Origin of the sequence: Paenibacillus sp. Soil724D2 (assembly GCF_001427935.1) — a bacterium.
Taxonomy (GTDB): Bacteria; Bacillota; Bacilli; order Paenibacillales; family NBRC-103111; genus Paenibacillus_E.
On sequence record NZ_LMRY01000031.1, the window covers coordinates 1 to 22,577 of the forward strand.

Genomic DNA, 22,577 nt, shown 5'->3' on the forward strand with positions numbered 1-22,577 from the left:
CGGACATTAGCTCATCTTCCAGAGCGAGGCCCCACCCCTCTTTCTTCGAGGGTTGTACATAGCAATCTGCCAATCGATAAAGTTCCTGAACTGTGTCATTGTCTGGTAACAATTGTGCTCACGGTTTTRCCRTTAGGAGAAATTGCTTTAAGCGTAAACTCCTTAACGTTAGCGCCAACATCGAAAGTTCCATTGCTTGAAACAGTTACTGCATTGTCAGTACCTGCGCTATCTTTAAGCTGAATGCTGCTCACGGAGAAGCGAATACCCAAGAAGGCATCATACTTAATAATGTTATCTTTTGTATATTCGATACCRTAGTTATCTGTAGCTTTCAGATCCATTGTAGCAAATGCGTCAGCCTGGATGCTGTTCGAAGCTTTACCACTCAGAGAAGCTACAGTTACAGCATCGCTCTTAACATTTATGTTCAGAGTTTGATCTTTAACTTCACCAGAAGCTGTTTTGTAAGTAACAACTACGCTTGCAGTACCTGCTTTGTTACCTACAACTTTAGCTTTTCCATCAGTGCTGTTGTACGCAGCAGCTACAATGCTAGTGTCGGAAGACGAGATACCAGTTACAAAGTTACCAGGTACAGCAACAGTCTTGCCACCAGCATCTTTTGCTTCTACTTTAACTTCGCGTCCCATGCCGCTGTTATAAGGATTCCCAGCAAGTTTATCACCAGCAGGAGTTACGGAGCTGTCAATTGCTGCGAAGAGATCCTTTACAACTGCAACAGTATAAGTCAATTTCTCATCAGCTTTTACAACTGCAAACTCTCTGGACTCGGAATCAATTTCCTTGCCGTTAAGAAGCAACGTTGCAGTAAGTTTCACAGAACCAGTAGTAGAAGTATCAGCGGCCGTCTTAAATGTGAAACCTTTGTTGAAAGTTTCAAATTCAGTATTATTGTAGCTTGTTTTAAGGCTAGAAGCATCCTTGTTAACTACAGATACACCGGCAGTTCCACTTGCTGCATTTGCTGCAACAGTAACACTGTAGCCACCAGTCACTTTATCCACTTTTTCACCATACTGGTCTTTAATAACCCAGATTTGATCTGTAGAAGCGCCTGCAATTGCTTTTTCATTAGAAGCAGTATCCAAAGTAATTGTTTCTGCTTTACGAGCTTCATTCACTTTGAAGTTTTTGTTAACGTAGCTATTCACGCCAGAAGCTACGATCGAAGCACTTACGTTGATATAGCCATTTGCAAGGCCTGCATCAATGTTAGCAATTCTGATTTCACCTTTGTGTTCACCACTTGTTTGAAGCGTTGCATTACCTGTGCTTAATGGCGAACTGCACCCAACCAATCTGTGCATAGCTAAGTCCCNAGCTACGATCGAAGCACTTACGTTGATATAGCCATTTGCAAGGCCTGCATCAATGTTAGCAATTCTGATTTCACCTTTGTGTTCACCACTTGTTTGAAGCGTTGCATTACCTGTGCTGCCAGTAACATTGATAATGCTTGCATTGTCAATAATTTCGTCAGCAGTCAACTTGTTACCTTCTTCGTCGTAAACATTAATTGGAAGGAACTTCTCRCCGTCACCTGCAGCAAGCGTACCRCTGAAGTCACCAAACTCGATTTTCTTAGCAAATTCGGAAGACTTCACTGCAACTTTCGTTGTTGCTGAAGACGCTCCAGCATATACAGTAACGTTGAAGTCGCCGCTAGTGCTGGATTTTTCAGTAAGACCAAATACTACTTTATCRAATTTCTTTTCTGTAGCCACYAAAGCTTTTTCATACGGAGTAACGATTACGTTCGGAATGTTCGATACAGAACCAGTATCYTCTTCTGCAATGATGTTACCATATTGATCATATTGGTACAGATTAATTGTTGCAGTTTCACCAACAGAGGAGATCACTTTGTTGGAGTTGGAGTAAATAACTTCACCAAGCTCAAGCTTAGTTGCGTATGGTGCAACACCAACTTTAAATGTTTTGTCAGCAGAAACGCGGGAATCATTGTTGAAGATATTAACTGGAACTACGCTATTTCCTTGAATAAGTCCGTTAGAGCTATCATTAACGTTCAAAGTAAGAACGAGCGTACCATCATCATTCTTTTTCAAAGAGTTTGTTACGTTACCAGTAAATACTGTATAGTTACCAGCTGAGAACGAAGCATTTTCACCGTATTGGTTGCTTGCTTTAAGCTTGATGCCTACTTTTTTACCGTAAGCAACCGTGTCGCTTGCGTTAACAAACTCAATTTTGTTTACTTTCTCGTCAGTAGCTTCGAACTCAGCGGATGCTTTTTCAACAGCTACTGCATCAAGACCAGACACAGTTGCAGTGTACTTGCCTTCTGAAACTTTAGTGTCTTTCAGAGTAAGGGTTGCTGTTTTCTTATCTGCAGACCAAGTTCCTTTAGCATCCGTCAAAGTTACTGAAGATGTTCCTTTTTTCAGTTCAAAAGTAGCTTTTTCAGTGTCAACTGGTTTGTTGAAGCTTACCGTTACTTGTTGCACGCCAGTTGCTTTCGCGCCAGTTACAGATACTTTACCAGCTGGTACGTATTGTTGTTTCGCTTCGTATGCACCAGTCAACAGCAGATCGCGAGTTGCGTTAGCCATACCACCGAATGTACCATCTGTACCGTTGGAAAGAAGTTTCAATTCAAGTGCAAGAGCTACATAACCTTGTGCCCAACCGGATACTGTTGTATCTGTACCTGTTTTGCCTTTAGCTGATTCGTCTTGACCAAGAACACGAACCAAGAAAGTTGCCAGTTGTTCTTTTGTTACTTTACCAGCCGGGTTGTATTGTCCTTCAGCATAACCGTCAGTTACACCAGCTGTTTTCAAAGCTTCGATGTAAGGAAGTGCATAACCATTCGCTGCATCGGTTACACTAACGTCAGTGAATGTCGATGTTTTCAAGTCTTTGTTTACTTCCAGACCCATGATCAATGCTGCTACTTTCGCAAATTGTGCACGGTTCATTTCGTCTTTCAGACCGAAAGTTGTTTCTGTCACGCCGTCAAAAATACCAGCAGTGATCATCGCATCGAATTTCACTTTTGTTGCAGCATCCAGGTCTTTCAAGTCTGTGAAGTCAGCAGATGTTTTACCAAATGCGACGGACGAGAACATGGAAAGAGCCATAGCGGATGTAAGAACTACGGATAGTGTTTTCTTCATAAAAGTTTGTTTCCTCCTAATATTATGAAAGTTTTTTTGTTATAAAAACTTATAACCAACGGGGCGATAGTTTGAATCATGACATGACTCTATGTAGCTTCGCGTCTATCACCTTGGCTACATGAGTTAGTATACGTGACTGTATGCATAATTTCATTGATAAGTATTTTCCAATTTAATCGATCTACTAGTAAAGAACCTATCACCTCTTGCAAACATTTTGCCTACTTGATAAACTTACATTTTAATTGTGAAGTAAATAAGTAGAGAAGCTGAACACTAGCTAAAAATTAGCTTAAAATGACCTGAACAGTTTTTTCTTAATTTCCAACTCCATAATAAAAATAAAAGACTGCATCCGAAAAATCGGACACAGTCTTTATTTTTGCTTCCTTTTATTTAGGAAGTTTCTTTTGTTGCTTCATTACACGAATGGCAACCTCTGATGCCTCAGCACGAGTAAAGTTTTCCGTTGGGTCGAAACGTTGTGTTAGTTTCTTCTGTCCTTGTAGAAGTACATTATCTATACCTTCAATTAAACCAGCCTTATTTACAGCCTCTACAGATGGAACAGCGTAAACATCAACAGCATTTGCATCTGTGAAAATCTTTTGAAGTGCAGTTAATGATTTTTGTTGATCAGAAGTTAATTTAAGCTCCGCTGCCCTTGCAATGATTACCGCTGCATCTTGTCGCGTAATTGGGCTTCTAGGTAAGAACGTTCCATTGGCATTACCACGAATGATGCCCGCTCTAGCTGCCGCTTCAATAGATAAGAAATTAGTAAGACCCGTTGGATCTGTATAACCTCTTTGAACGTCCAAGAAAGTAGCAGAAGTGTTATTATAAGCACTTTGTTGTGTATCTTGGTTCAAAAGTGGTATGTCGAAAATTTTGACCAACATTGTGACAAACTCACCACGACTAATGGCATCGTTTGGCATAAATTGATAAGGCGTCTTAGGAGACATAATTCCTTTTGAATACAAGGTATCCAAATCATCTCTCGCCCACGGGTGGTTCGTGACATCATTGAAGCTGTCGTCCATATACATGACCTGGAAATATCCAAAAGAATCAATTGGAACGGTAATCGTATTGTTCTTGGCATCAACTACTCCGCCAATATTTTTCCAGCTTGGTAATGCAGGACCCTGACCAGTTGGATTATCGAAATATCCAAATTGAAATACAGAAACATACTTTCCAGCATCACTTCTGATATTTGCGTCATAGCTGAGCGTTAGTGTACCTCTTTTGGTTGGTACCACGATGTCATTATAATTACGTACATAGAAAGCTGTCTGATTAGGATCTGTTGTATTAGGCAGAATTCCGCTGCCCAAGTATGCCTCTTGTAGCCCAGGAGTTGTCGTATTGGATGTTGGAGGAATGATTCCGGCGTCAATCCAATATTTCTTGCTTGCTGTTCTGAAATGGGATGGCGTCGTTAAATAATTAACCCCTAGTAGTGATTCATTGGGTTTATCAATTCTGCCATCATCATTATTCGCAATTCCAAATAATACTTGACGGTCTGTAGTTATATATTGCGTTGTACTTGTTCTATCATTACGCATTAATTTGGTGTCTTTAGGAAAATTCAGTTGAATTTGACCATTGAATACTTTCGTATTGCTAGAAGCAAGTGGCGTCTTGTATTGCTCGCCTTCAATATCTGTGCTGGTATTAAACAAAATAATGCTTGCATTGATTTTCGCTGTACCGCGACTCACAGTAAATTTAATTGTGTTAGCTCCAGCTTTAAGATTCTTCACTTCATACATGTACTTTTTATTAATTTTGTCGTAGATTGCCTCATCTTTACCGAAAGTGATGGAATCCGCATTATCAGCTTGAAGTTGAATCATATAGAAGTTCTGATTAATGTTAGCTTGGTCAACATCTTTATTATTCTTAATAATTTGGTTTGGTCGCGGGCTAATAAAAGCGTATGGCACAGGTTCGCGTATGATCGTGACTAGTTTGTTAGCAGTTGAACCTGAAGAAGCGTTCGCCGCTACTAATTCAAATACATAAGTACCATATTCAGACAATGAAATTGCTGAAGGATTTGGAACGGTTGGCGTACTTGCGGGTGTGTTAAAATCCTGCAAAGGTACATTTGTCAATGTTGGATTTAAGACGATTTGACCACCAACAGGTATGGTTGTATTCGAGTAAGCCGCAGGCGCTTTGCGTAAGTAAAGTGCTGTACCTGGCGTTACACCAACTGCAGAGTTTACAATTTCCCCTTGAAATTGAACCGTTGTTGCCCTTGTGGCATAAGTATCTGGCTGCGAAGTCGCAGTGAATTGCGGATTCAGAGGATCAGCTTCAACTGGTTTCAAATAGTTGATTACTGGTACGTTACTAGATAGTACAAAGATATCAACGCTAGATGTTGTAATCAGTTGTCCGTTAATTTTCAGCTGAACTTTGAACGTATACTTGCCATCCCCTTTGAAAATAGGGTTTAGTTCCGTACTCGTCAAGGTAAATGAGCCGTTATTTCCAGCTGTAGGTGTATTAGCAGCTATTGGTTTAACAACTGTGCCATTCACTGTGTAAATTTCCGTTCCGTAATCCGCAGTTGGTACGTTTACTAGGCGTCCTGTGATGCATGGACCAGTAATAGCACCGCATGTAAGTTTGCTTGCGCTATCGACGACCATTCCTGTAAATAGATTATTAATAATGACATATGGCGCGCCAGAAATATTCAAACTATATTGTTTGGTTCCAGCAGCGGATGGAACTCCACTAATATAAGGAATAACCTGGAAAACAACTGGTCCATCCGGAATACCTTGTAAATTAATAGAGTAATCCTTCATTTGAACACCATTGACATCATATATAGCATTTCCGTTAGCATCAACAGCAGCCGTACTTGTTGTAAAACCTGGAATTGGACTTACTGGATAAGGTGCTCCATTTAAATTAATTTGAACCCCAGTCGTATTATTGCTCGTGTAAACCTCTAATTTTGCAGGAAACTCCGATATTTGTGTTGTACTAGATGGGCTAACAGCTGCTTCGTACGAAGTCCCACCTGAAGCAGAAGACCTCTTTACGTTAACATGGTCTACATAAGGCTGATTAGGATTGACGTACGAGTACGTATACTGTGAAGTCGTTTTAAGCCCATTACTATCTGTAAATTCAAAGTTTACTTGCTGTATGGTACTGCTTGTATTCACAGGCAACTGCCCATTAAAATCGTACACCATATAATCTGATGTAGTAAGAGTTGCGTTTTTCGTTAAACTGGCAGATGGTACACCTCCTGTATTCAATTGAGAAGGAGCTGTAGGAGGTGTATAGAGAGGTGTGTTCAACGTATTCGTAAAATCAAAATGCAACTTTGTGCTAGCCATACCGGTCGTGTATACATCTACATAAACAAACCTTGTGACGGTAGCATTAGTGCTGGTTAAAGGATTCTTGATGTTAGCCTTCAATGCAACGTCTTGAATTGGTGTTGCTGCATCTTTAATGATTGGGTTATCCACCAGCTTTTTGGATGGAGCTGTGCCGTTAAGATCAATTAAAGCATTATAAGCAAATGCTTTACCATTATCATAAATAAAAGATCTATTCGAAGTATAATAGTTAGTTAAGTTATTAGCTGCGAATATAATTTTGTTGTCGCCAGGGTTGAACGCAATGTCTGTTGCTCGGCCTGTGTTAGTCACATAAGTAAAATTGCCGTTTTGGAAAGCAGCAGGCTGATAGACGGTTCCACCATAATTAGCCTCAATGGCGTTTGCATTCGTTGATGTACCCGTAATAGAAATCCCTGTATATGGAGGCCCCTTTGGATAAATACCTCCATCCAAGAAATCTACACCGTTGAATTGAAGGTTAGATATATTAGTCACCGGCGTATAGTAAGCATACGCAGGCTGGGATGCAATATTGCCTGTAGTACCGAACTTTACAGTAATAATATTCTTACCTGGCGAGAGCTGAACATTTTGGAATGCTACCTCGCTGCTGTTGGACGCACTCTTAACTGCTTTGTTTGTTTTCACGGTAGTGGTTTGATTGGTATTGGCATTAAATATCTCGTAATACATATTCGTAATTTGATCATCTGCAATCCCATTAATTAAAGCATCTACTTCAATTGGATTGACCGTAAATTTATTTACTAAAGAATCATCATACGGTGTTAATGGATTGTTTGGATTTGGTGAATAAAGATTCGAGATACTGATTATTGCTGCCGCGCTGGCACTAAGTGGCGGCAATAAGGCTAGCAACATAGCGACCATAAGGCTTATGCTAAGCCATTTCTTTCTCCTAAGCTTCGTTTTCAAAACTAGTTCCTCCTTATGTAATCTAAATGTTGTTGTTTTCGCCATAGTATAAGTATTAACTTCATTTTACTTACTAGATTTCGACAATCCCTCCCATATTCTTCTATCATTCCTCATGATTAGACGCGGCAAATAGCCAAAAGTTCTTGTACTCTACTTATCGGTTGAAACAATTGAAATGTTTAGAGAAAGAAGAAAATTCATAAAATGCAAAAAAAATCCAACCCGAAGGTTGGATTCCGATTTTATAGCTTATTTGCCCATACGGTCGCTCTGAACTTGCTTACCTACAAGCCTCTGAAGGAAGTTCAGCACCGGTTTACGGCTTTTACTGATGATACCAATAGCTTCTGCTCCGACTAGCATAACTAGGAAGAGAGCCACGATGATCATGATAAGACCCCAAGTGGAATCTTGGGAGATAAAGACTGAGCAGATCACCGCGCTGCCGCCGAAGATGGAGGCAATTCCGTAGATGATCAGTACGCTTGTACGATGACTGAATCCGAGCTGCAGCAAACAGTGGTGCAGATGGCTTTTGTCCGGTGCAGAGATCGGTAATTTATTGACGTAGCGACGCATGATCGCAAAGAAGGTATCGGATAAGGGCACGCCTAGAATCATAATAGGAATTAAAAGTGAAACAACGGCTGCTTGTTTAAAGCCAAGAATCGATAGTGTTGCTAGGGCAAAGCCTAGGAACAAGGCGCCGGAGTCGCCCATGAAGATTTTGGCCGGATGGAAGTTATAGAACATGAATCCTATGATACTGCCTAGTAAAATGACACAAAGTAGAATAACGGTAACATTACCCATCATCAGAGCAAGAATTAAAATCGTAGTGGTAGCAATACCCGACACGCCTGCTGACAAGCCATCTAGGCCGTCAATCAAGTTAATCGCATTGGAAACACCGACGATCCATAATATCGTAATCGGAATACTTAACCAGCCAATTGGCAGGTTGGTGGTTCCGAAAGGAATGTTAACGAGGTCGATTTTAAGACCAAAGGAAACAACGATGCAAGCGGCAATCAATTGCCCGAGCAGCTTCCATTTGGGAGATAGTTGAAAACGATCATCCAAGGCACCTGTGACGACAATCACAAAGCCCCCGATTAGCAACCCAAATGCGGCATTGGAGTTAACGGCATCAAGTGCTGGAGAGACGACGAAATAAGCTCCGACGAATGCAAGGAATATCGCTAATCCTCCGAGACGCGGCATTATTCGGGTATGTACCTTACGATGGTTAGGGGCATCAACGGCTCCAACCCAGAAGGCAAATTTTTTGACTAGGGGTGTCAGCAGCAGCGCCATTAAGCAAGCAGCGATAAACCCAATCGCATATAATCCATACATGTCTTCTTCACAGCTCCTCTTGTCTTGGGTGGCAGGTAATCCGCCGAAATGAATTATACTCCCATTTGCTCACAAATACCACTGCTAAATTCATCTGAAATGACCGTTTTCAGCCAATTTTCATAAATATTCTCATGGTTTGGTGACTTTCTCTTTGTCCCGCATCACTTTCAATGCGAATTGAGGGAGTAAAAGCATTCGTTTGTAACGCCAAGGCTCCTGCATCAGGCGGTAAAACCACTCAAGACGTAGTTTTTGAAATAAAACGGGTGCTCGTTTTAGCTTGCCCGAAAGAACATCAAAACTTCCCCCAACACCCATCATGACAGGGACACCGATTTGTTGTTTGTATTTCCCAATCCAAGGCTCTTGATTAGCAGCAGATCTTCCTACGAGAAGAATATCCGGAGCTGCATCCACGATATCTTGAATCACTTCAGCATCCTGCTCGTCTTTAAAATATCCATCTCGTACGCCAACCAGCTTTATCCCCGGATACGCCGTACGAAGCTTCTCAGCTGCAACCTGGATAACCTCGTTGGAAGCGCCAAGTAAGTATACTTTCCAGCTTTTCGACTCTCCAACTTTCATCAGCTCATGAATCAAATCATAGCCGGGAACCCGCTCTACAACAGGCTCACCTACATATTTTGCTGCCCAGACGACACCTGTACCATCAGGAACGATGAGTTCAGCACGCTGCATCATCCTCAAATAAGCAGGATCATCTTGTGCGGCCATGACCATAATGGGATTGGCTGTAATGACCTGATGGGGTTGTCTTTGTTCAATAACGTTCGTAAGGTAAGCTACGGTTTGGTCCATACTCATTTTGGAGATGGGTACTCCGTAGATGCGAACTTTGGGTATGGTATTCGCAGATGTTACCTTAGATTGTATCGTTGTTGATGTTGAACTCATAGATATCTCTTCCTTTAAATGACGTTGGTAATCGGATTTTGGTTGCTTTTTTTCATTATTTCTTATTTGTTAGTCTTTGTTTATAAAATGAAATAATGCGCTGCGCAGGAAGCTGAGCCTGCGCTTTGAGCTCTTCGATGGCGGCGCGGCTGGACGCCGCCCAAGCCTCTCGGCCGGCCAGCAGGCGCTGCGCCTCGGCCGCAAAGGCATCCGCATCGAAGTGAGCTGTCGATGCGGCGGCTTTCATGCCAAGCCTATGGAGGAACTGGTCGATCTTCGGATCGTACGAGATGCCTACCATAGGCACGAACTGCGAGGCTGCATAAATCAAAGAATGCAGCCTCATCCCGATCAGCAGGTCGCATTCCGCGACCTGCGCGAGCATATCCTGCGGATGGGCGATGCCTCGCACCATCTCAACCCGGGACCCGTGATCGCCGAGCCGGTCGATCACGAACTGCGACGCCACCTCGTCCGAAGGGAGGTGGAAGGGCAAGAACCGCAGCCGCACGTTAGCATCGGCTGCGAGCAGCACTTGCAGGGACCGCGAAAGAGCTTCCAGCTCCGAGCGGTCCTCATTCCAGAAGCGGACGGACACGCCGACCGTCCGCACTAAACCATCCGGCGCGATGTCCGACGCGCCGCCACTAAAACCGGTCCCGCGCAGCGGCAGTCCCATGACCGGGTCAGGCACTACCGCGATGTGCTCCCGCTGGAGCCGCATCTTCCCCAGCAGCTCCGCGGACTCCGTGTCGCGGACTGACACATACGCGCAGCGCTGGAACACGCTGCGGATCCAGCCATAAAACATAGGGCGGCTAACCGGCCCGATGCCTTGCGAGTAAATAAACGTAGGCTTGCCCAGCCACTGCGCAATTTTCAAAACGGCCAAATAATACGGGATTGTTTTCGAGCTTGTAGCATCCTGCAATAAACTGCCACCGCCGCTAATCAAACCATCGGCTTCACGTAAAGCACGAATCAGCGGACCAGGCTTCATTCGATGATAGGCCTTCACCCCGTACATCGCTGACGTTTTCTCGGGATTAGCAGATAGGACGATAGGCTCTATTTGTACGCCTTGCTCTCGACCTTGCTCCTGCAAAGCAAACAATATCGATTGCAGCACAGCTTCGTCGCCGCTATTATCGAAGCCATAGTAGCCGGATAGCGCTATTTTGACTGTGGCACCCATCGTTTCCAACTCCTTGTGATTATTTCCCAAGCTGCAATCAGAATGAGGCCAATCAAAGCGCCAAACACAAGACCGTAGGTTATACGGATCAGGGATATATGAAGCGGCGTATGCAAATGCGCGAATGTATCTACAATTGAAAGCTGCCCAATTACTCCAATGAAAATCAAATAGACAGCATGTCTATAACGAACTGACAAATATGCGCCTAGCAGAAATAATGGATGTGCGAACAAAAATTCTTTGGTTCGCGGGCGAACGCCCAGTGTATTTTCCAAGAAGGAGCGGAATAATTTCTCCAAGGTAGAAGCCTGTCCTTCATTTCCTGTACGTGATAGGTAATAATAAACGGCTGCTAGAGCTATACCAGCGACTACAATCCATAGCACACTAATAAAGGAAGCAAGGATACCTCGAATATTCGAAATCTTATCTCTGTACGTGTTATTTTCGCTAAAAAATAGTAAATACACGCCTGCGATAGCAATAGGGAGCAAATGCAGTACGCCAACGCCGCGGAACTGCTGCAGCACGAGTAAATACGTAACGTGATTGAGAAGTGCCACTTCGTAAACGACACCAATCAGTGAAATCGCAGATGTTTTGATTAGTGTCCATAAGGCGTAAGCAAGACCTGATTTCCATTTCGCTGCAGCTCCTGAACGAACGGAACGAATGGCTAGCATGATCGCTATGCTCGGTGCACTAATGGCTGCACTTAAGGCAAGGCCTTGCGCGTATAGATTAGCCGAAAGGGTATGTAATGCAATAAGCCCAAGCATACCTAAGACGAAGAGAAGCAGCACGGCTTCCGGTATGAAGAAGGATACCATCAGCACGATTAAACTAATGCCGCCAAGCAGCATGAAGATGCGGGCGATTTTCTGCCATCCTGTCGTTTTTACATTAAATGGCTCTGCTGATCCAAGCGTAAACCCGACTTCTTGGATGCGAGGAATAGCGCCGTCTTTTCCTTGCAAACTTTCATAGTAAGCAGCTAACGGATCAACTAACTTCCCTTTATCCAAGCTTTTTACTGGCCTTGCATTCAAGAAAACCATGCGGATATTGCGGTCTTTCACAGCAAGGACTAAACGATCTGCAACACCTTGAATACGATCCTGCAGTTCCGATTTTTTGAGCGGCTCTGTTAACTTTTCTCCGTCTTTCTCTGTGAACGAATGCAAGCGAACGACGTTATAATTCGTTTGCTTCGATAACGTACTAAACCCTTTTTGCGGCTCTTTTAATAACTCAATAGCAGCTAGGCCAATGCCGTTTTTATTAAGAAGATCTGCCATTTTATTCAGGTTAATTTCTGTATTTTCTTCTGTGTAACCCGGAACTTCATTGCCATCGACAATGATGCGCTTCACACCGATATCATGGAGCTGTTTCAGCAAGCGATCCATTTCATTGGTTACAAAGGGTCTACGATTCGATAGACGAACCACGATTTGAAACCCTTGATCTTTAAGCATTTGTAAGGTCATCGGGTCTGGGTCCATACCCTTGATCGATGCATCGTCCATGCTCATTTGGATGATGAGTCCGTTTCTATTTTTGAAACTCCACGGCTTCGTGCCAACCTTCAGATCCGCGAACGTTTTCTGAATTAAAGGCTCCAGCTTCTGCTGTGTGTCATTATCTGCGAACAGCACGTAGGTAAAATTTTCATTAGGATCACCCAAGGTTTGGGTAAGTGCGGCAGCGTCTCGAGAGCTAAATACCTCGATGCGTCGGCTTTCTTCAAGCTCCGCTAGTGTACTCTCGTACACGGCCATTGAGCCAATGCCCGCTGCTTTCATATTCTTCAGCTGCTCAGCGACAAAAGCCTTCGGATTCGTCTGAAGATCCGAAATATCCAGCAAATCACGATAATCGAAAACAAACTCGACTTGATTGACCGAAGTTTCCGTTTGGTGACGCGTGTAGGCTAGCGGCAGGGAGACTACCAATCCAATAATGACGAGCCACCATAGGATATTTTTGAAAGGTTTATTCCATGTTTGATACCATTGTGCCAAGTTGTCCACTCCTTAGAGCTTTCCAATAGAAAGCTTTCTTCGTAAAGCATGTACTTACATTCGAAAACCCCTTCAGGTCCTACCTCGGGTAATAGGCCAAATGAATGCGGATTTAATTTCCATCTATTCATTAGACGACCTATCCCTGACTTAGGTTCTGAAGAGGTTCAGTTTTCCTATCTCATTATCCGTCTACACGGTTAAGCACATATTGAATGATGCCATCTAGCTGCTGTTCGGCCGCTGGACCTGTAGATCCTTGTACCGCAAAATAAAACTTAATTTTCGGTTCCGTTCCAGAAGGACGCAAGCAGAACCATGAACCATCCTCTAACTTAAATTTCAGCACATTTTCACGAGGAAGGCCATTTATGCCCTCTGCGTAATCTTCCACTTGGCTTACACGAGTGCCACTGATCTCCGTCGGCGGATTCGTTCTCCAAGCTTCCATGATGCGCCCGATTTGTTCCACGCCGTCTTTCCCTTTCAGCGTCCTTGATTCAAGCTTTTCCAAAAAGTAGCCAAAGGATTCGTACAGTTCCTGAAGGACTTCATATAAAGTCTTGCCTTGCTTCTTATAATAGGCTGCCGCTTCAGCAATTAGCATCGCTGCAATAACTGCATCCTTATCTCGGGCATAATCCCCAGCCAAGTAGCCGTAGCTTTCTTCGTATCCGAACAAGAACGTATATTCGCTATTTTGTTCAAACTGGGACATTTTCTCCCCGATATATTTAAAGCCGGTTAACGTATTTAATGTAGGAATCCCATAATGATTGGCGATGACTGCGCCCATTTCACTTGTAACGATCGTTTTGACGACGACGCCGTTCGCAGGCAGTATTCCACGCTCTTTCAAGCTTGATAATAAATAATTGACAATGATAGCACCAGACTGATTACCTGACAAAACGACATACTCGCCGTTCGGATCCTTCACAACAGCACCCATGCGATCAGCATCAGGGTCGGTTCCGATGATGATATCGGCATCCCAATCTTTCGCTTGTGCAATGGCGAGTGTAAAAGCTTCCCGCTCCTCCGGATTCGGAGACTTAACCGTCGAGAACTGTGCATCCGGCAGCTCTTGCTCAGCTACAACACGGACTTGTCCGAAGCCAACTGCTTTCAGCACTTCGCGTACCGGCACATTACCCGCTCCATGCAAAGGAGTGAAGATAATGCGGAAATCGCCTTCGATCTGCTTAATCACATCTGGATTCTGGCTAATCGCCGTTACGGCCTGGATGTACGCTTGATCGACCTCTTCCCCTAACCAGGAAAGCAGCCCTTGCGCTTCCGCTTCTTGCTGGGTTATTTTCTTGACCTTATCGAAGGAATCAATGCTTTGTACTTGCGCAATGACTTGCTCCGCAAACTCAGGAACGAGTTGTCCCCCGTCTGCTCCATATACTTTATATCCATTATATTCTGGTGGGTTGTGACTTGCTGTAACGACAACCCCTGCGGACGCACCTAAGTATCTTACAGCAAAGGAAAGCTGTGGTGTCGCGTGCAGCGTTTTAAAGAGATAAGCCTTAATTCCATTCCCTGCGAATACAAGAGCAGATTCTAAAGCGAACTCGGGCGACATATGACGTGAATCATAAGCTAGAACAATGGAGGGACTTGTAGCGCCTGTCCCATTCACATATTGTGCCAGGCCTTGGCTTGCGCGTCCAACGGTATACACGTTGATTCGATTCGTTCCAGCGCCAATCACGCCGCGAAGTCCTCCTGTGCCAAATTCAAGATCTTTATAAAAGCGATCCTCAATTTCTCTTTCATCTTCCCGAATAGCACGCAGTTCTTTCTTCGTTTCGGCATCCACTGCTGGATCCTCTAACCATAATTGATACTCTGTTTGTACACGCGTCATAGTAGTCAGGTTCATCTCCTTTTTATCTATGGGTTATTTATTAGCAAGGGCGAACATAAGCTCGCCTTCGACTACCACCTTGTCGCCTACCTTAGCCACAGCTTGGCCTTTGACAATAGTTCCTTTTACACGTGTAATCGTCATTTCTAAAATTAGTGTATCGCCAGGTACGACCTGTTGGCGCCAACGAATGCCATCTGCGCCTGCAAATAAACCAATTTTACCTTTGTATTCAGGCATCGACAGAACAGCCACAGCACCTACTTGTGCCAAAGCTTCCACAATCAGCACACCGGGCATAACCGGATAGCCAGGAAAGTGTCCTGCAAAGAACGGTTCATTGATCGTAACATTCTTTATACCTACAGCTCTAACACCTTCTTCGACCTCCAAAATACGGTCAACAAGCAGGAAGGGAGGGCGATGAGGAATGATCTCTTGAATCTGGTTAATATCTAGCATAGCGGTTTAAAAACTCCTTTCAAAATGCTTGTATAAAATACAAGGTAATCACTTACAATAGGGATGTCCCTTCATTAACTGCAGAAGTGAAGGTTCATATAGGGGAGCTTATGTACAGGGCTGTGTTACAGTCTTATACATAGGCTCTTTTTTCGTAGTATACATTATTTCAATTTGGCTCCTCGATTTAATACAAGGAACTGAATAATATAAATGAAGGAAGTTAAGAATGAGACCCCAATAACAAACCATAAATAGGTAATGGCGAAGTTTAAATGAAAAACGATGAAGAGGATAGCAAAATAGTACAGAACCGTCGTTAACTTTCCCATCACATTGGCTGGAACTGTTAACTTGCCCCTGAAATGAAAGAAAGCAGAACCCATAATCATACCTAAATCACGAATGAACATCGCCGCAGCTGCCTGCCAAGGAATCAATCCCGAGATGAGCAGGGATAAGATCACCGCAATCATCATGCTCTTATCAGCGAGTGGGTCCAGCATGACACCAACAGGTGTGATAAGCCCGCGAGTTCTTGCGATATAACCATCTAGGATATCCGTAAGTCCGGCTGCCAGTAAAATAAAAAAAGAAACTTGGATATGGCCATTAAAAAAAATCACGAGGTACACAGGGATTAGAACAAACCTGCTGATGGTGAGCATGTTCGGTATATTCAAAGTACCCCTCCTGCGCGTAGTATCCGATTTCTGGTACATTTAACCTTCATTCATTATACCGCTGCTTAGACAAAAATAAAACTCCCATACGGGAGTTAGAGTTAATTCGCAAATACCAGATCGTATAAATGCCGCCAAGTGCTCATATGAAAGATTTCTCCCGCTGGCTGATGACCAAGCTTGGTGTAACCAACCCATAGGCCGATAAAAACAGCCAGCACGCATAGCACAGGAATACGAATGATTTTGAAAATAAGCCATGTCATATGGAGCCATTTCGGCCTTGGTTTCTTCTTTGGTGGAGCAGGCTTGTCTGACATCGAGCCCTATCCCTCCCTTTCTAAGATCAGGCGCGCAAATTATTAGCGATATTCATCATCTGATCCGAAGATGTAATAGCTCGGGAATTGAGTTGAAGCGCTCTTTGCACGATAACCAGATCTGTCATTTCATCCGAGAGCGTCACGTTGGATTGCTCCAGAAAGCCCTGCATAAGGCTGACACGGTTAGCCGGGTTATCTACCAAGGGGTTCACATCTTGTAAGATATTCGCCTTCTCAGCAGCCGTTATGCCATTAGGTATCGCATAAAGGTTATCTCCAACGTCTTGGAGCAGCTGTGGACGTACAACGCGAACTAGCTTGATCTGTCCCAAATTAATGGGTGCTGCACTTGGATCCTGCTCATTGTATCCTTTGATCGTACCGTTCGGTTCAACGACAAGTCGAAAGCCAGCCGGCACACGAATCGGATTGCCATCCACACCAGTGATGAAGTGACCTTCTTTGGTCGTAAGCACGGTTCCGCCAGTTGCATCCGGACTCAAACTGAAAGCACCATTACGAGTCCAAGCTGTTTTTTTCTCACCATTAGCATCTATCTCGCCTGTTTGTACTTCAAAAAGCCCGTCCCCTTGAATGGCAAAATCCGTCACTTCACCCGTGGGCTGAATAGGTCCTTGACTCAAATTTGTCTGGATTTGCACCAGCTTCGAGCCCCACCCTTGGTTGAAACCAAGTGGTGAAAACCGTCCTTGCTGACGGAATCCTTCGGGTTGCGATTGGACGTTCGTCAGAACGTCCTCGAAGGAGGCTTCCTTCTTCTTAAAACCGTTCGTATTCACATTCGCTATGTTATTAGAGAGAATATCCAGCTTTTGCTGTAAGCTATGCATGGATACCGATGAATTAATCATGGAATTGTTCATGGTTTGCCCCTTCGCAAGCTAGATTAGACGCGTCCTACTTCGTTCGCAGCTTTCTCCATACTTTTATCATAAGATTGAATAACCTTTTGGTTCGCTTCATAAGCTCGAAGTGCTGACATCATATCGACCATGGATTGCGCGGAGTCGACATTGGAGCGCTCAATGAAGCCTTGACGAACCACAACCTGGTCTCCTGGAGCAACCTGTGTAACTGTCGCTTCATCGCCCGGGTTAATCTGTAACAGCCCGTTACCTTTACGCAGCAAAAGATTCGGATCCTGAGCACGTGAGAGCATCAAGCCTACAGGTTGTCCAGTCGGCCCCAAAAGCGGACGTCCATCACCATCAAGGAACTCGCCCTTGTCCGTGACCTTGAAGGTGCGAATCGGCTGACCCGCTCCATCAATCAGCAGCAGAGGTTGTCCATCTCGGCCTAACACTAAGTTACCATTAGCGTTGACTAGCTGACCTGCTGTATCGACCGTAAACTTTCCATTCAAGGAATATCGCTGCTCACCTTCCGCATCCAGGACTGTAAACAGTGCCTGCGGCTGAAAAGTGCGTTCCCCATCCGCATTCACGAACTTACCCGAAGCGTCAAAGTTGAGAAATTCACCTGTGTTTTCATCCTGCACTTGTATGTTCGAAACAAGGGCAAAATCAAAAGGGTTTTGCGTTTCCTGCAAATCACCCTGTGCATGAATGGAGATACTCTCCTCGGAGAATACACCCAGACTCATCTTCCCAAGGGGAGCTGTCGAGGCACCTTGTCCACCGCGAATCGTCGATATCAGCATCTCCGGGAACGATCGAGACAAAGCATTGCCTTGTTTAAAGCCTGGGGAATTTATGTTGGCAATATTATTCGTAATGGTGTCGTGTCTGCGCTGTTCGGAGATCATGCCTGCCGCCGCGGTATATAGTCCTCTTAACATCTCTTCACCTCTTAGGTAGTATGGCTAATTAAAATTTACGTTTGGTAACCTTATCTAGGTTATCGAGCATAATGCCTGTTCCTTTAACGACACAGGACATTGGATCTTCCGCAATTAATACAGGTACTTTCAATTCGTCCGCTAGCAGTTGATCGAGCCCATGCAGCAAAGCTCCGCCACCTGTCAAAATAACACCACGGTCAATAATATCTGCCGATAGCTCTGGAGGTGTTCGCTCCAATACACTCTTCGCCGCAGTCACGATGGAGGAAACTGGATCCCACAGCGCTTCCTGAACTTCACTGGAGTGAATCGTGATCGTAAGTGGTAAACCGGATACCATATCTCTACCGCGAATATCCATCTCTTGATCTCTACCGTGTGGATATACCGTTCCGATTTTCAGCTTAATATCTTCGCTCGTCCGTTCACCAATCAGCAGCTTGTACTTATTTTTGATATATTTCGTGATCGCAATATCGAATTTATCGCCTGCAATCTTAATGGAGGAGGAGGTGACGATGTCACCCATGGATAACACGGCCACATCCGTCGTCCCTCCGCCGATATCTACAACCATATTGCCGCTAGGCTGGAAGATGTCCATACCGGCACCAATTGCGGCTGCCTTCGGTTCTTCTTCCATGAATACCTCTCGGGCACCGCTGCGCTCAGCTGCTTCGCGGATCGCCTTCTGCTCAACCGAGGTGATGTTGGTAGGGGCGCAGATCAGTATTCTCGGATGAGAATACCAATTCTTGCCCCCTACTTTCGCGATAAAATGCTTCAACATCATTTCCGTAATATCAAAGTCCGCAATAACGCCATCTTTCAATGGACGAATCGCGATAATGTTGCCTGGAGTTCTACCCACCATGCGGAAAGCTTCTTCTCCTACAGCCAGCACGCGTTTCGTATCGCTTTCAATCGCTACTACGGAAGGCTCATCGAGCACAACACCGCGTCCTTTTACATGAATAAGCACATTCGCCGTGCCGAGATCTATTCCAATATCCTTGCTTAACATTTCTAGTTAATCCTCCCTAAACCTACCGTCCATCCCGTGAAGAATCGGCGCTCTTGTATATAGTTCTAATTATAAGCTAAATTCGATATAAATGCATTAATTCCTCTTTTTGCGTGAAATTTCGACACGGGAAGTATGAAGGAAACCTATCGGGATGAAAGGTACTTTTAGGACTTGACCGTGACCAGGTTCTCGGAAAGCTTCGGATTTCGGGTTTTTCGGTACTTAATTTTCGTCGCTTCTCCTCCCCTAAGGTGCCTGATGGATTTGTGATACTCCAGAATGTGCTTCACCTGATTGGCCAGGTCCGGGTTGATTTCCGGTAGTCTTTCCGTCAAATCCTTGTGCACCGTGCTTTTGGAAACGCCGAATTCCTTAGCAATGGTGCGAACCGTATTCTTGGTCTCGACGATACAGGTACCAATCTTAATGGTTCGCTCTTTGATGTAATCGTGCACTCCCCTCGCCTCCCTACTCGAGATAGTTTGGTAAAGTATATGAGGGGCATGACTAGATATTCTACGTAGCCAAGCCTGACAAGCCCATTTCCCATATTTATTTTCAAAATAATCAAGAATAATCGATTCTGGCGTCCTTCGGACAAGCATTTTTAGTAAAAGTGAAGCGAAGTATAAAAAAACTACTCCTTCATATCCATGCAAAAAAGCAGCAGGATGTACCCGCTGCCCTTATTTTATGTAGGCGGTAGCCTATACGTGGAAATTGATTACTGCTTAGCGTTTAAAAGCGTTTCTGGATTAACCGCTGCATTATCACTAACTTGGCGGACTTCAAAGTGCAGATGCACGCCGTCCTCTTTCTCGAACTCGTTGCGTCCTGCTTTCGCGATGATATCGCCTTTTTTCACTTCAGCGCCTTTGGCTACTTTCACCTCGGACAAGCTTTGGTAAACACTGATCAAGCCATTGCTGTGTGTAATTTCAACAAGATTGCCAACAACCGGATTCTGTTCTACCGCAGTCACCTTGCCACTCAGAGCAGCTAATACTTCGAAGGCTGCGCCATCCTTGGCTTTCAAGTCGATAGCGGTATGCGGCGTCAATTGATCGTTATATTGAATCATTGCCGCCTGCTTCATTTCATTCGTTGCATTCGTGTCATAGAATGGGATGGAGACTTCGACCAGCGTTCTGTCTTTAACAGGCCATTGAATCGTTTCGGTTTGTGCGTTGACCGCGACTGCCCCGTCCGGTGCTTTAGTATTGTCTGTCGCTTTGTCACTGCTGCTAACCTTAATGCCCAGATCTTCTTGGCTGACTGTCTTCGTCCCGGCGTCCTGGTACACCCACATTAAGGTTAAGATAATTGCTGCTGCTGCCATATACGTTGCTGGGAATACCCACTTCTTAGCAAGCAACCTCTTCCATGTGGATGTCGTACTTTGCGCTCCTTGTGCAGTTTTAGGAGCTTCTTCTTTTTGAAAACCTTTGTTTTGATCATTCATGGTTATCACCTCATCAACCATTCTTGACACATTTAAAGGTTTTATACTTGAAGAAAGATATTTTTATAGAAACGTTAACGGATTACGATTTTTGGATAAAAGGTGTCGCTTTTTCGATAGAGATGCCTGTGTAATAGTAGGTTACGATTTGCTCCGCGGTTTTACCTTCCATCGCCATACCATTGGCGCCCCATTGACTTAGGCCAACACCGTGGCCATATCCGTAGGTAGTAAACGTGATTTTGGAGCCTGACCATTTCCACGTAAATTGAGAGGATGCTAGTCCTAGCTTCTCTCGTACTTCGCGACCTGAGAATATTTTACCACCAATCGTTATGGTTTTAATACGGTGGCCGGTCGACCACGCTAGTACTTTCATATTTTTGGCGCTTGTACCTGTTGTTGCAATACTCGTAACGCCTAGCTTCTGAAGCATACTCTTGTAACTGAGATCAATGGTTTCCTGATAGCGAGAAGACAACTTTATATCCCAGGGGCTTGGCACACTGCGCAGATAGGGACTCTTGAACGGCCAGTAATCTTCCGAGTTTTCGGTGTATCCATTACTTGTTGAGAAAAAGGTGGCATTGATTGGTTTATGCTCATAAGTGAGGATTAGATCTTTGGTTTCATTCACCGCTCTATCGATTTTGGCCATATTCGTCTCGTAACGCTTGTCCCATCTGTCTCTTAGCTCTTGATCCGTGATATAAGCTTGATGCGCAGTTGTGTCTGTCACAAGTGCATCGTTAACCGGCATATTGCTGTAATCCTTCTCTATCACTCTACGCACGACATAAGTTCTAGCTGCCATAGCCTGCGCTTTGAGCGCCTCCAGTTCGAATTCGACCGGCATTTCGGCGGCTAGCACACCTTTCACATACTGTTCCAGCGGTACCGTCTCAATCGTCGCTTTCTTGGTCAGATACACGGGAATCATTAGGCCTTGTTCGGTGATTGTTTCCTTGAGCAGTCCGTCATTCGCAATTTGGATGGGAGGTTGCCCCCCGCCATCCGGAATCTTCTTAACTAGCAATCCTGGAACGATAATAGTCACACAGAGCATGGAAGATAAGCAAACAGCCATCCAAAGGATGACCCCTTTGCCCAGCACGCGTTTCTTCTTGAACATCATCTAAGCAGCCTCCATAAGCGCGTTTACTAGCACGTAGTTGATATGACTTAGCTTATGAGAGGGATTGCTAGAATAGAACAATGGACTATCTTGTAAAATGCATGAGATTGCGGATGCTAGAGCTTACGGGGAGCTTTAACTGTTGCTAATACTTATAGAATGCTGGTATGCAGTCAAGGTATTAAATCGAAATCCATTAGCCAATATGCTCTATTGAGATTGCCGGGTGAATAAATCCATTGTAGAAACAAGCATGACGTCTACGACGCCACCACCAAGAATGAAAATAATTGATTTATTTTCGTATAAAAGTGCAACACTTGCCGCCTAGATCCCGCCTCTCTACCTTTGATGTTGCATAATCGAGAAAGTCGATTGATTCATCCAATCTTGCTCTAGATTGAGGTCTCTTTAAATAAGGTTAAATCGTCAACTACGCTGGGTTGAGGTTTCTGGATGAATAAATCCCTATTCGCCGTTGAATGATGTTGTAGAACGTGCAACAATTACTGCCTAGATCCCGCCTCACCCCCATCGTTGTTGCATAATGTACAACATTTGGGCGCTACACAGGCCATTTCGCAACAAATAGGTGCGATTTGTTGTACAAACGAGTCAATTTCATAATAAAAGTCCGATTTTTCCAAGTATGGTTTCGGAAGAAATGCAGTTGGATAAGAGCCTTTAGAGACTGCTATTTCTTCATTTYCASCGTATTTTGTAAAAATAGGAGTCCCTAGAGACTCTTAACCTTCAAGTGAAGTGTAGATTCGGTAGAAAAGCAATCGGA

At 44.2% G+C, this 22,577-nt stretch carries 15 protein-coding genes and 1 pseudogene; all 16 read right to left on the reverse strand.

The window, feature by feature from the left end; genetic code table 11:
• Positions 1-1,343: 1,343 nt before the first annotated feature.
• Positions 1,344-3,164 (reverse strand): annotated as a pseudogene (locus tag ASG85_RS39980) (S-layer homology domain-containing protein); the annotation flags it as partial.
• A 395-nt stretch (positions 3,165-3,559) separates the two neighbouring features.
• A complete protein-coding gene (locus ASG85_RS23515) occupies positions 3,560-7,489 on the reverse strand; it encodes an S-layer homology domain-containing protein (RefSeq protein WP_060647901.1) in 3,930 nt (1,309 codons plus the stop codon).
• Positions 7,490-7,741: 252 nt separating this feature from the next.
• Positions 7,742-8,851, reverse strand: a complete 1,110-nt coding sequence (locus ASG85_RS23520) for a glycosyltransferase family 4 protein (RefSeq protein WP_057303754.1) — start codon at positions 8,849-8,851, stop codon at positions 7,742-7,744.
• 132 nt (positions 8,852-8,983) lie between these two features.
• Positions 8,984-9,772: a WecB/TagA/CpsF family glycosyltransferase gene (locus ASG85_RS23525; RefSeq protein ID WP_060647902.1), complete on the reverse strand. Its 789-nt coding sequence runs from the start codon at positions 9,770-9,772 to the stop codon at positions 8,984-8,986.
• Positions 9,773-9,827: 55 nt separating this feature from the next.
• Entirely contained in the window at positions 9,828-10,967 is a 1,140-nt protein-coding gene (gene csaB, locus ASG85_RS23530; protein ID WP_060647903.1) for a polysaccharide pyruvyl transferase CsaB, read from the reverse strand.
• Complete coding sequence (locus ASG85_RS23535) at positions 10,946-12,994, reverse strand: DUF5693 family protein (RefSeq protein WP_060647904.1); 2,049 nt, start codon at positions 12,992-12,994, stop codon at positions 10,946-10,948. Before ASG85_RS23535 ends, csaB begins: the two co-directional genes overlap by 22 nt.
• Positions 12,995-13,178: 184 nt before the next feature.
• Positions 13,179-14,882, reverse strand: coding sequence for a phospho-sugar mutase (locus ASG85_RS23540; RefSeq protein WP_414858785.1), 1,704 nt, complete (start codon positions 14,880-14,882; stop codon positions 13,179-13,181).
• 24 nt (positions 14,883-14,906) lie between these two features.
• Complete coding sequence (gene fabZ / locus ASG85_RS23545) at positions 14,907-15,335, reverse strand: 3-hydroxyacyl-ACP dehydratase FabZ (protein WP_060647906.1); 429 nt, start codon at positions 15,333-15,335, stop codon at positions 14,907-14,909.
• Between the two features lie 164 nt (positions 15,336-15,499).
• Entirely contained in the window at positions 15,500-16,018 is a 519-nt protein-coding gene (locus ASG85_RS23550; RefSeq protein ID WP_057303749.1) for a CDP-alcohol phosphatidyltransferase family protein, read from the reverse strand.
• A gap of 101 nt (positions 16,019-16,119) precedes the next feature.
• Positions 16,120-16,338: a DNA-directed RNA polymerase subunit beta gene (locus ASG85_RS23555; RefSeq protein ID WP_057303748.1), complete on the reverse strand. Its 219-nt coding sequence runs from the start codon at positions 16,336-16,338 to the stop codon at positions 16,120-16,122.
• A 26-nt stretch (positions 16,339-16,364) separates the two neighbouring features.
• Positions 16,365-17,225, reverse strand: coding sequence for a flagellar hook-basal body protein (locus ASG85_RS23560; RefSeq protein WP_060647907.1), 861 nt, complete (start codon positions 17,223-17,225; stop codon positions 16,365-16,367).
• A gap of 23 nt (positions 17,226-17,248) precedes the next feature.
• Complete coding sequence (locus ASG85_RS23565) at positions 17,249-18,160, reverse strand: flagellar hook-basal body protein (protein ID WP_060647908.1); 912 nt, start codon at positions 18,158-18,160, stop codon at positions 17,249-17,251.
• Between the two features lie 28 nt (positions 18,161-18,188).
• Positions 18,189-19,187, reverse strand: a complete 999-nt coding sequence (locus ASG85_RS23570; protein WP_029195639.1) for a rod shape-determining protein — start codon at positions 19,185-19,187, stop codon at positions 18,189-18,191.
• Between the two features lie 167 nt (positions 19,188-19,354).
• A complete protein-coding gene (gene spoIIID / locus ASG85_RS23575; RefSeq protein WP_047682268.1) occupies positions 19,355-19,645 on the reverse strand; it encodes a sporulation transcriptional regulator SpoIIID in 291 nt (96 codons plus the stop codon).
• Positions 19,646-19,914: 269 nt separating this feature from the next.
• Complete coding sequence (locus ASG85_RS23580; RefSeq protein ID WP_060647909.1) at positions 19,915-20,652, reverse strand: M23 family metallopeptidase; 738 nt, start codon at positions 20,650-20,652, stop codon at positions 19,915-19,917.
• An 82-nt stretch (positions 20,653-20,734) separates the two neighbouring features.
• Positions 20,735-21,787, reverse strand: a complete 1,053-nt coding sequence (gene spoIID, locus ASG85_RS23585) for a stage II sporulation protein D (protein WP_060647910.1) — start codon at positions 21,785-21,787, stop codon at positions 20,735-20,737.
• Between the last annotated feature and the right edge of the window lie 790 nt (positions 21,788-22,577).

Bases quoted from the DNA above. Each gene is read 5' to 3' on its own strand.
- csaB (WP_060647903.1), bottom strand. From the start codon at position 10,967: ATGGGTGCCACAGTCAAAATAGCGCTATCCGGCTACTATGGCTTCGAT.
- ASG85_RS23520 (WP_057303754.1), bottom strand. From the start codon at position 8,851: ATGTATGGATTATATGCGATTGGGTTTATCGCTGCTTGCTTAATGGCG.
- ASG85_RS23580 (WP_060647909.1), bottom strand. From the start codon at position 20,652: ATGAATGATCAAAACAAAGGTTTTCAAAAAGAAGAAGCTCCTAAAACT.
- ASG85_RS23570 (WP_029195639.1), bottom strand. From the start codon at position 19,187: ATGTTAAGCAAGGATATTGGAATAGATCTCGGCACGGCGAATGTGCTT.
- spoIID (WP_060647910.1), bottom strand. From the start codon at position 21,787: ATGATGTTCAAGAAGAAACGCGTGCTGGGCAAAGGGGTCATCCTTTGG.
- fabZ (WP_060647906.1), bottom strand. From the start codon at position 15,335: ATGCTAGATATTAACCAGATTCAAGAGATCATTCCTCATCGCCCTCCC.
- ASG85_RS23555 (WP_057303748.1), bottom strand. From the start codon at position 16,338: ATGTCAGACAAGCCTGCTCCACCAAAGAAGAAACCAAGGCCGAAATGG.
- ASG85_RS23565 (WP_060647908.1), bottom strand. From the start codon at position 18,160: ATGTTAAGAGGACTATATACCGCGGCGGCAGGCATGATCTCCGAACAG.
- ASG85_RS23560 (WP_060647907.1), bottom strand. From the start codon at position 17,225: ATGAACAATTCCATGATTAATTCATCGGTATCCATGCATAGCTTACAG.
- ASG85_RS23525 (WP_060647902.1), bottom strand. From the start codon at position 9,772: ATGAGTTCAACATCAACAACGATACAATCTAAGGTAACATCTGCGAAT.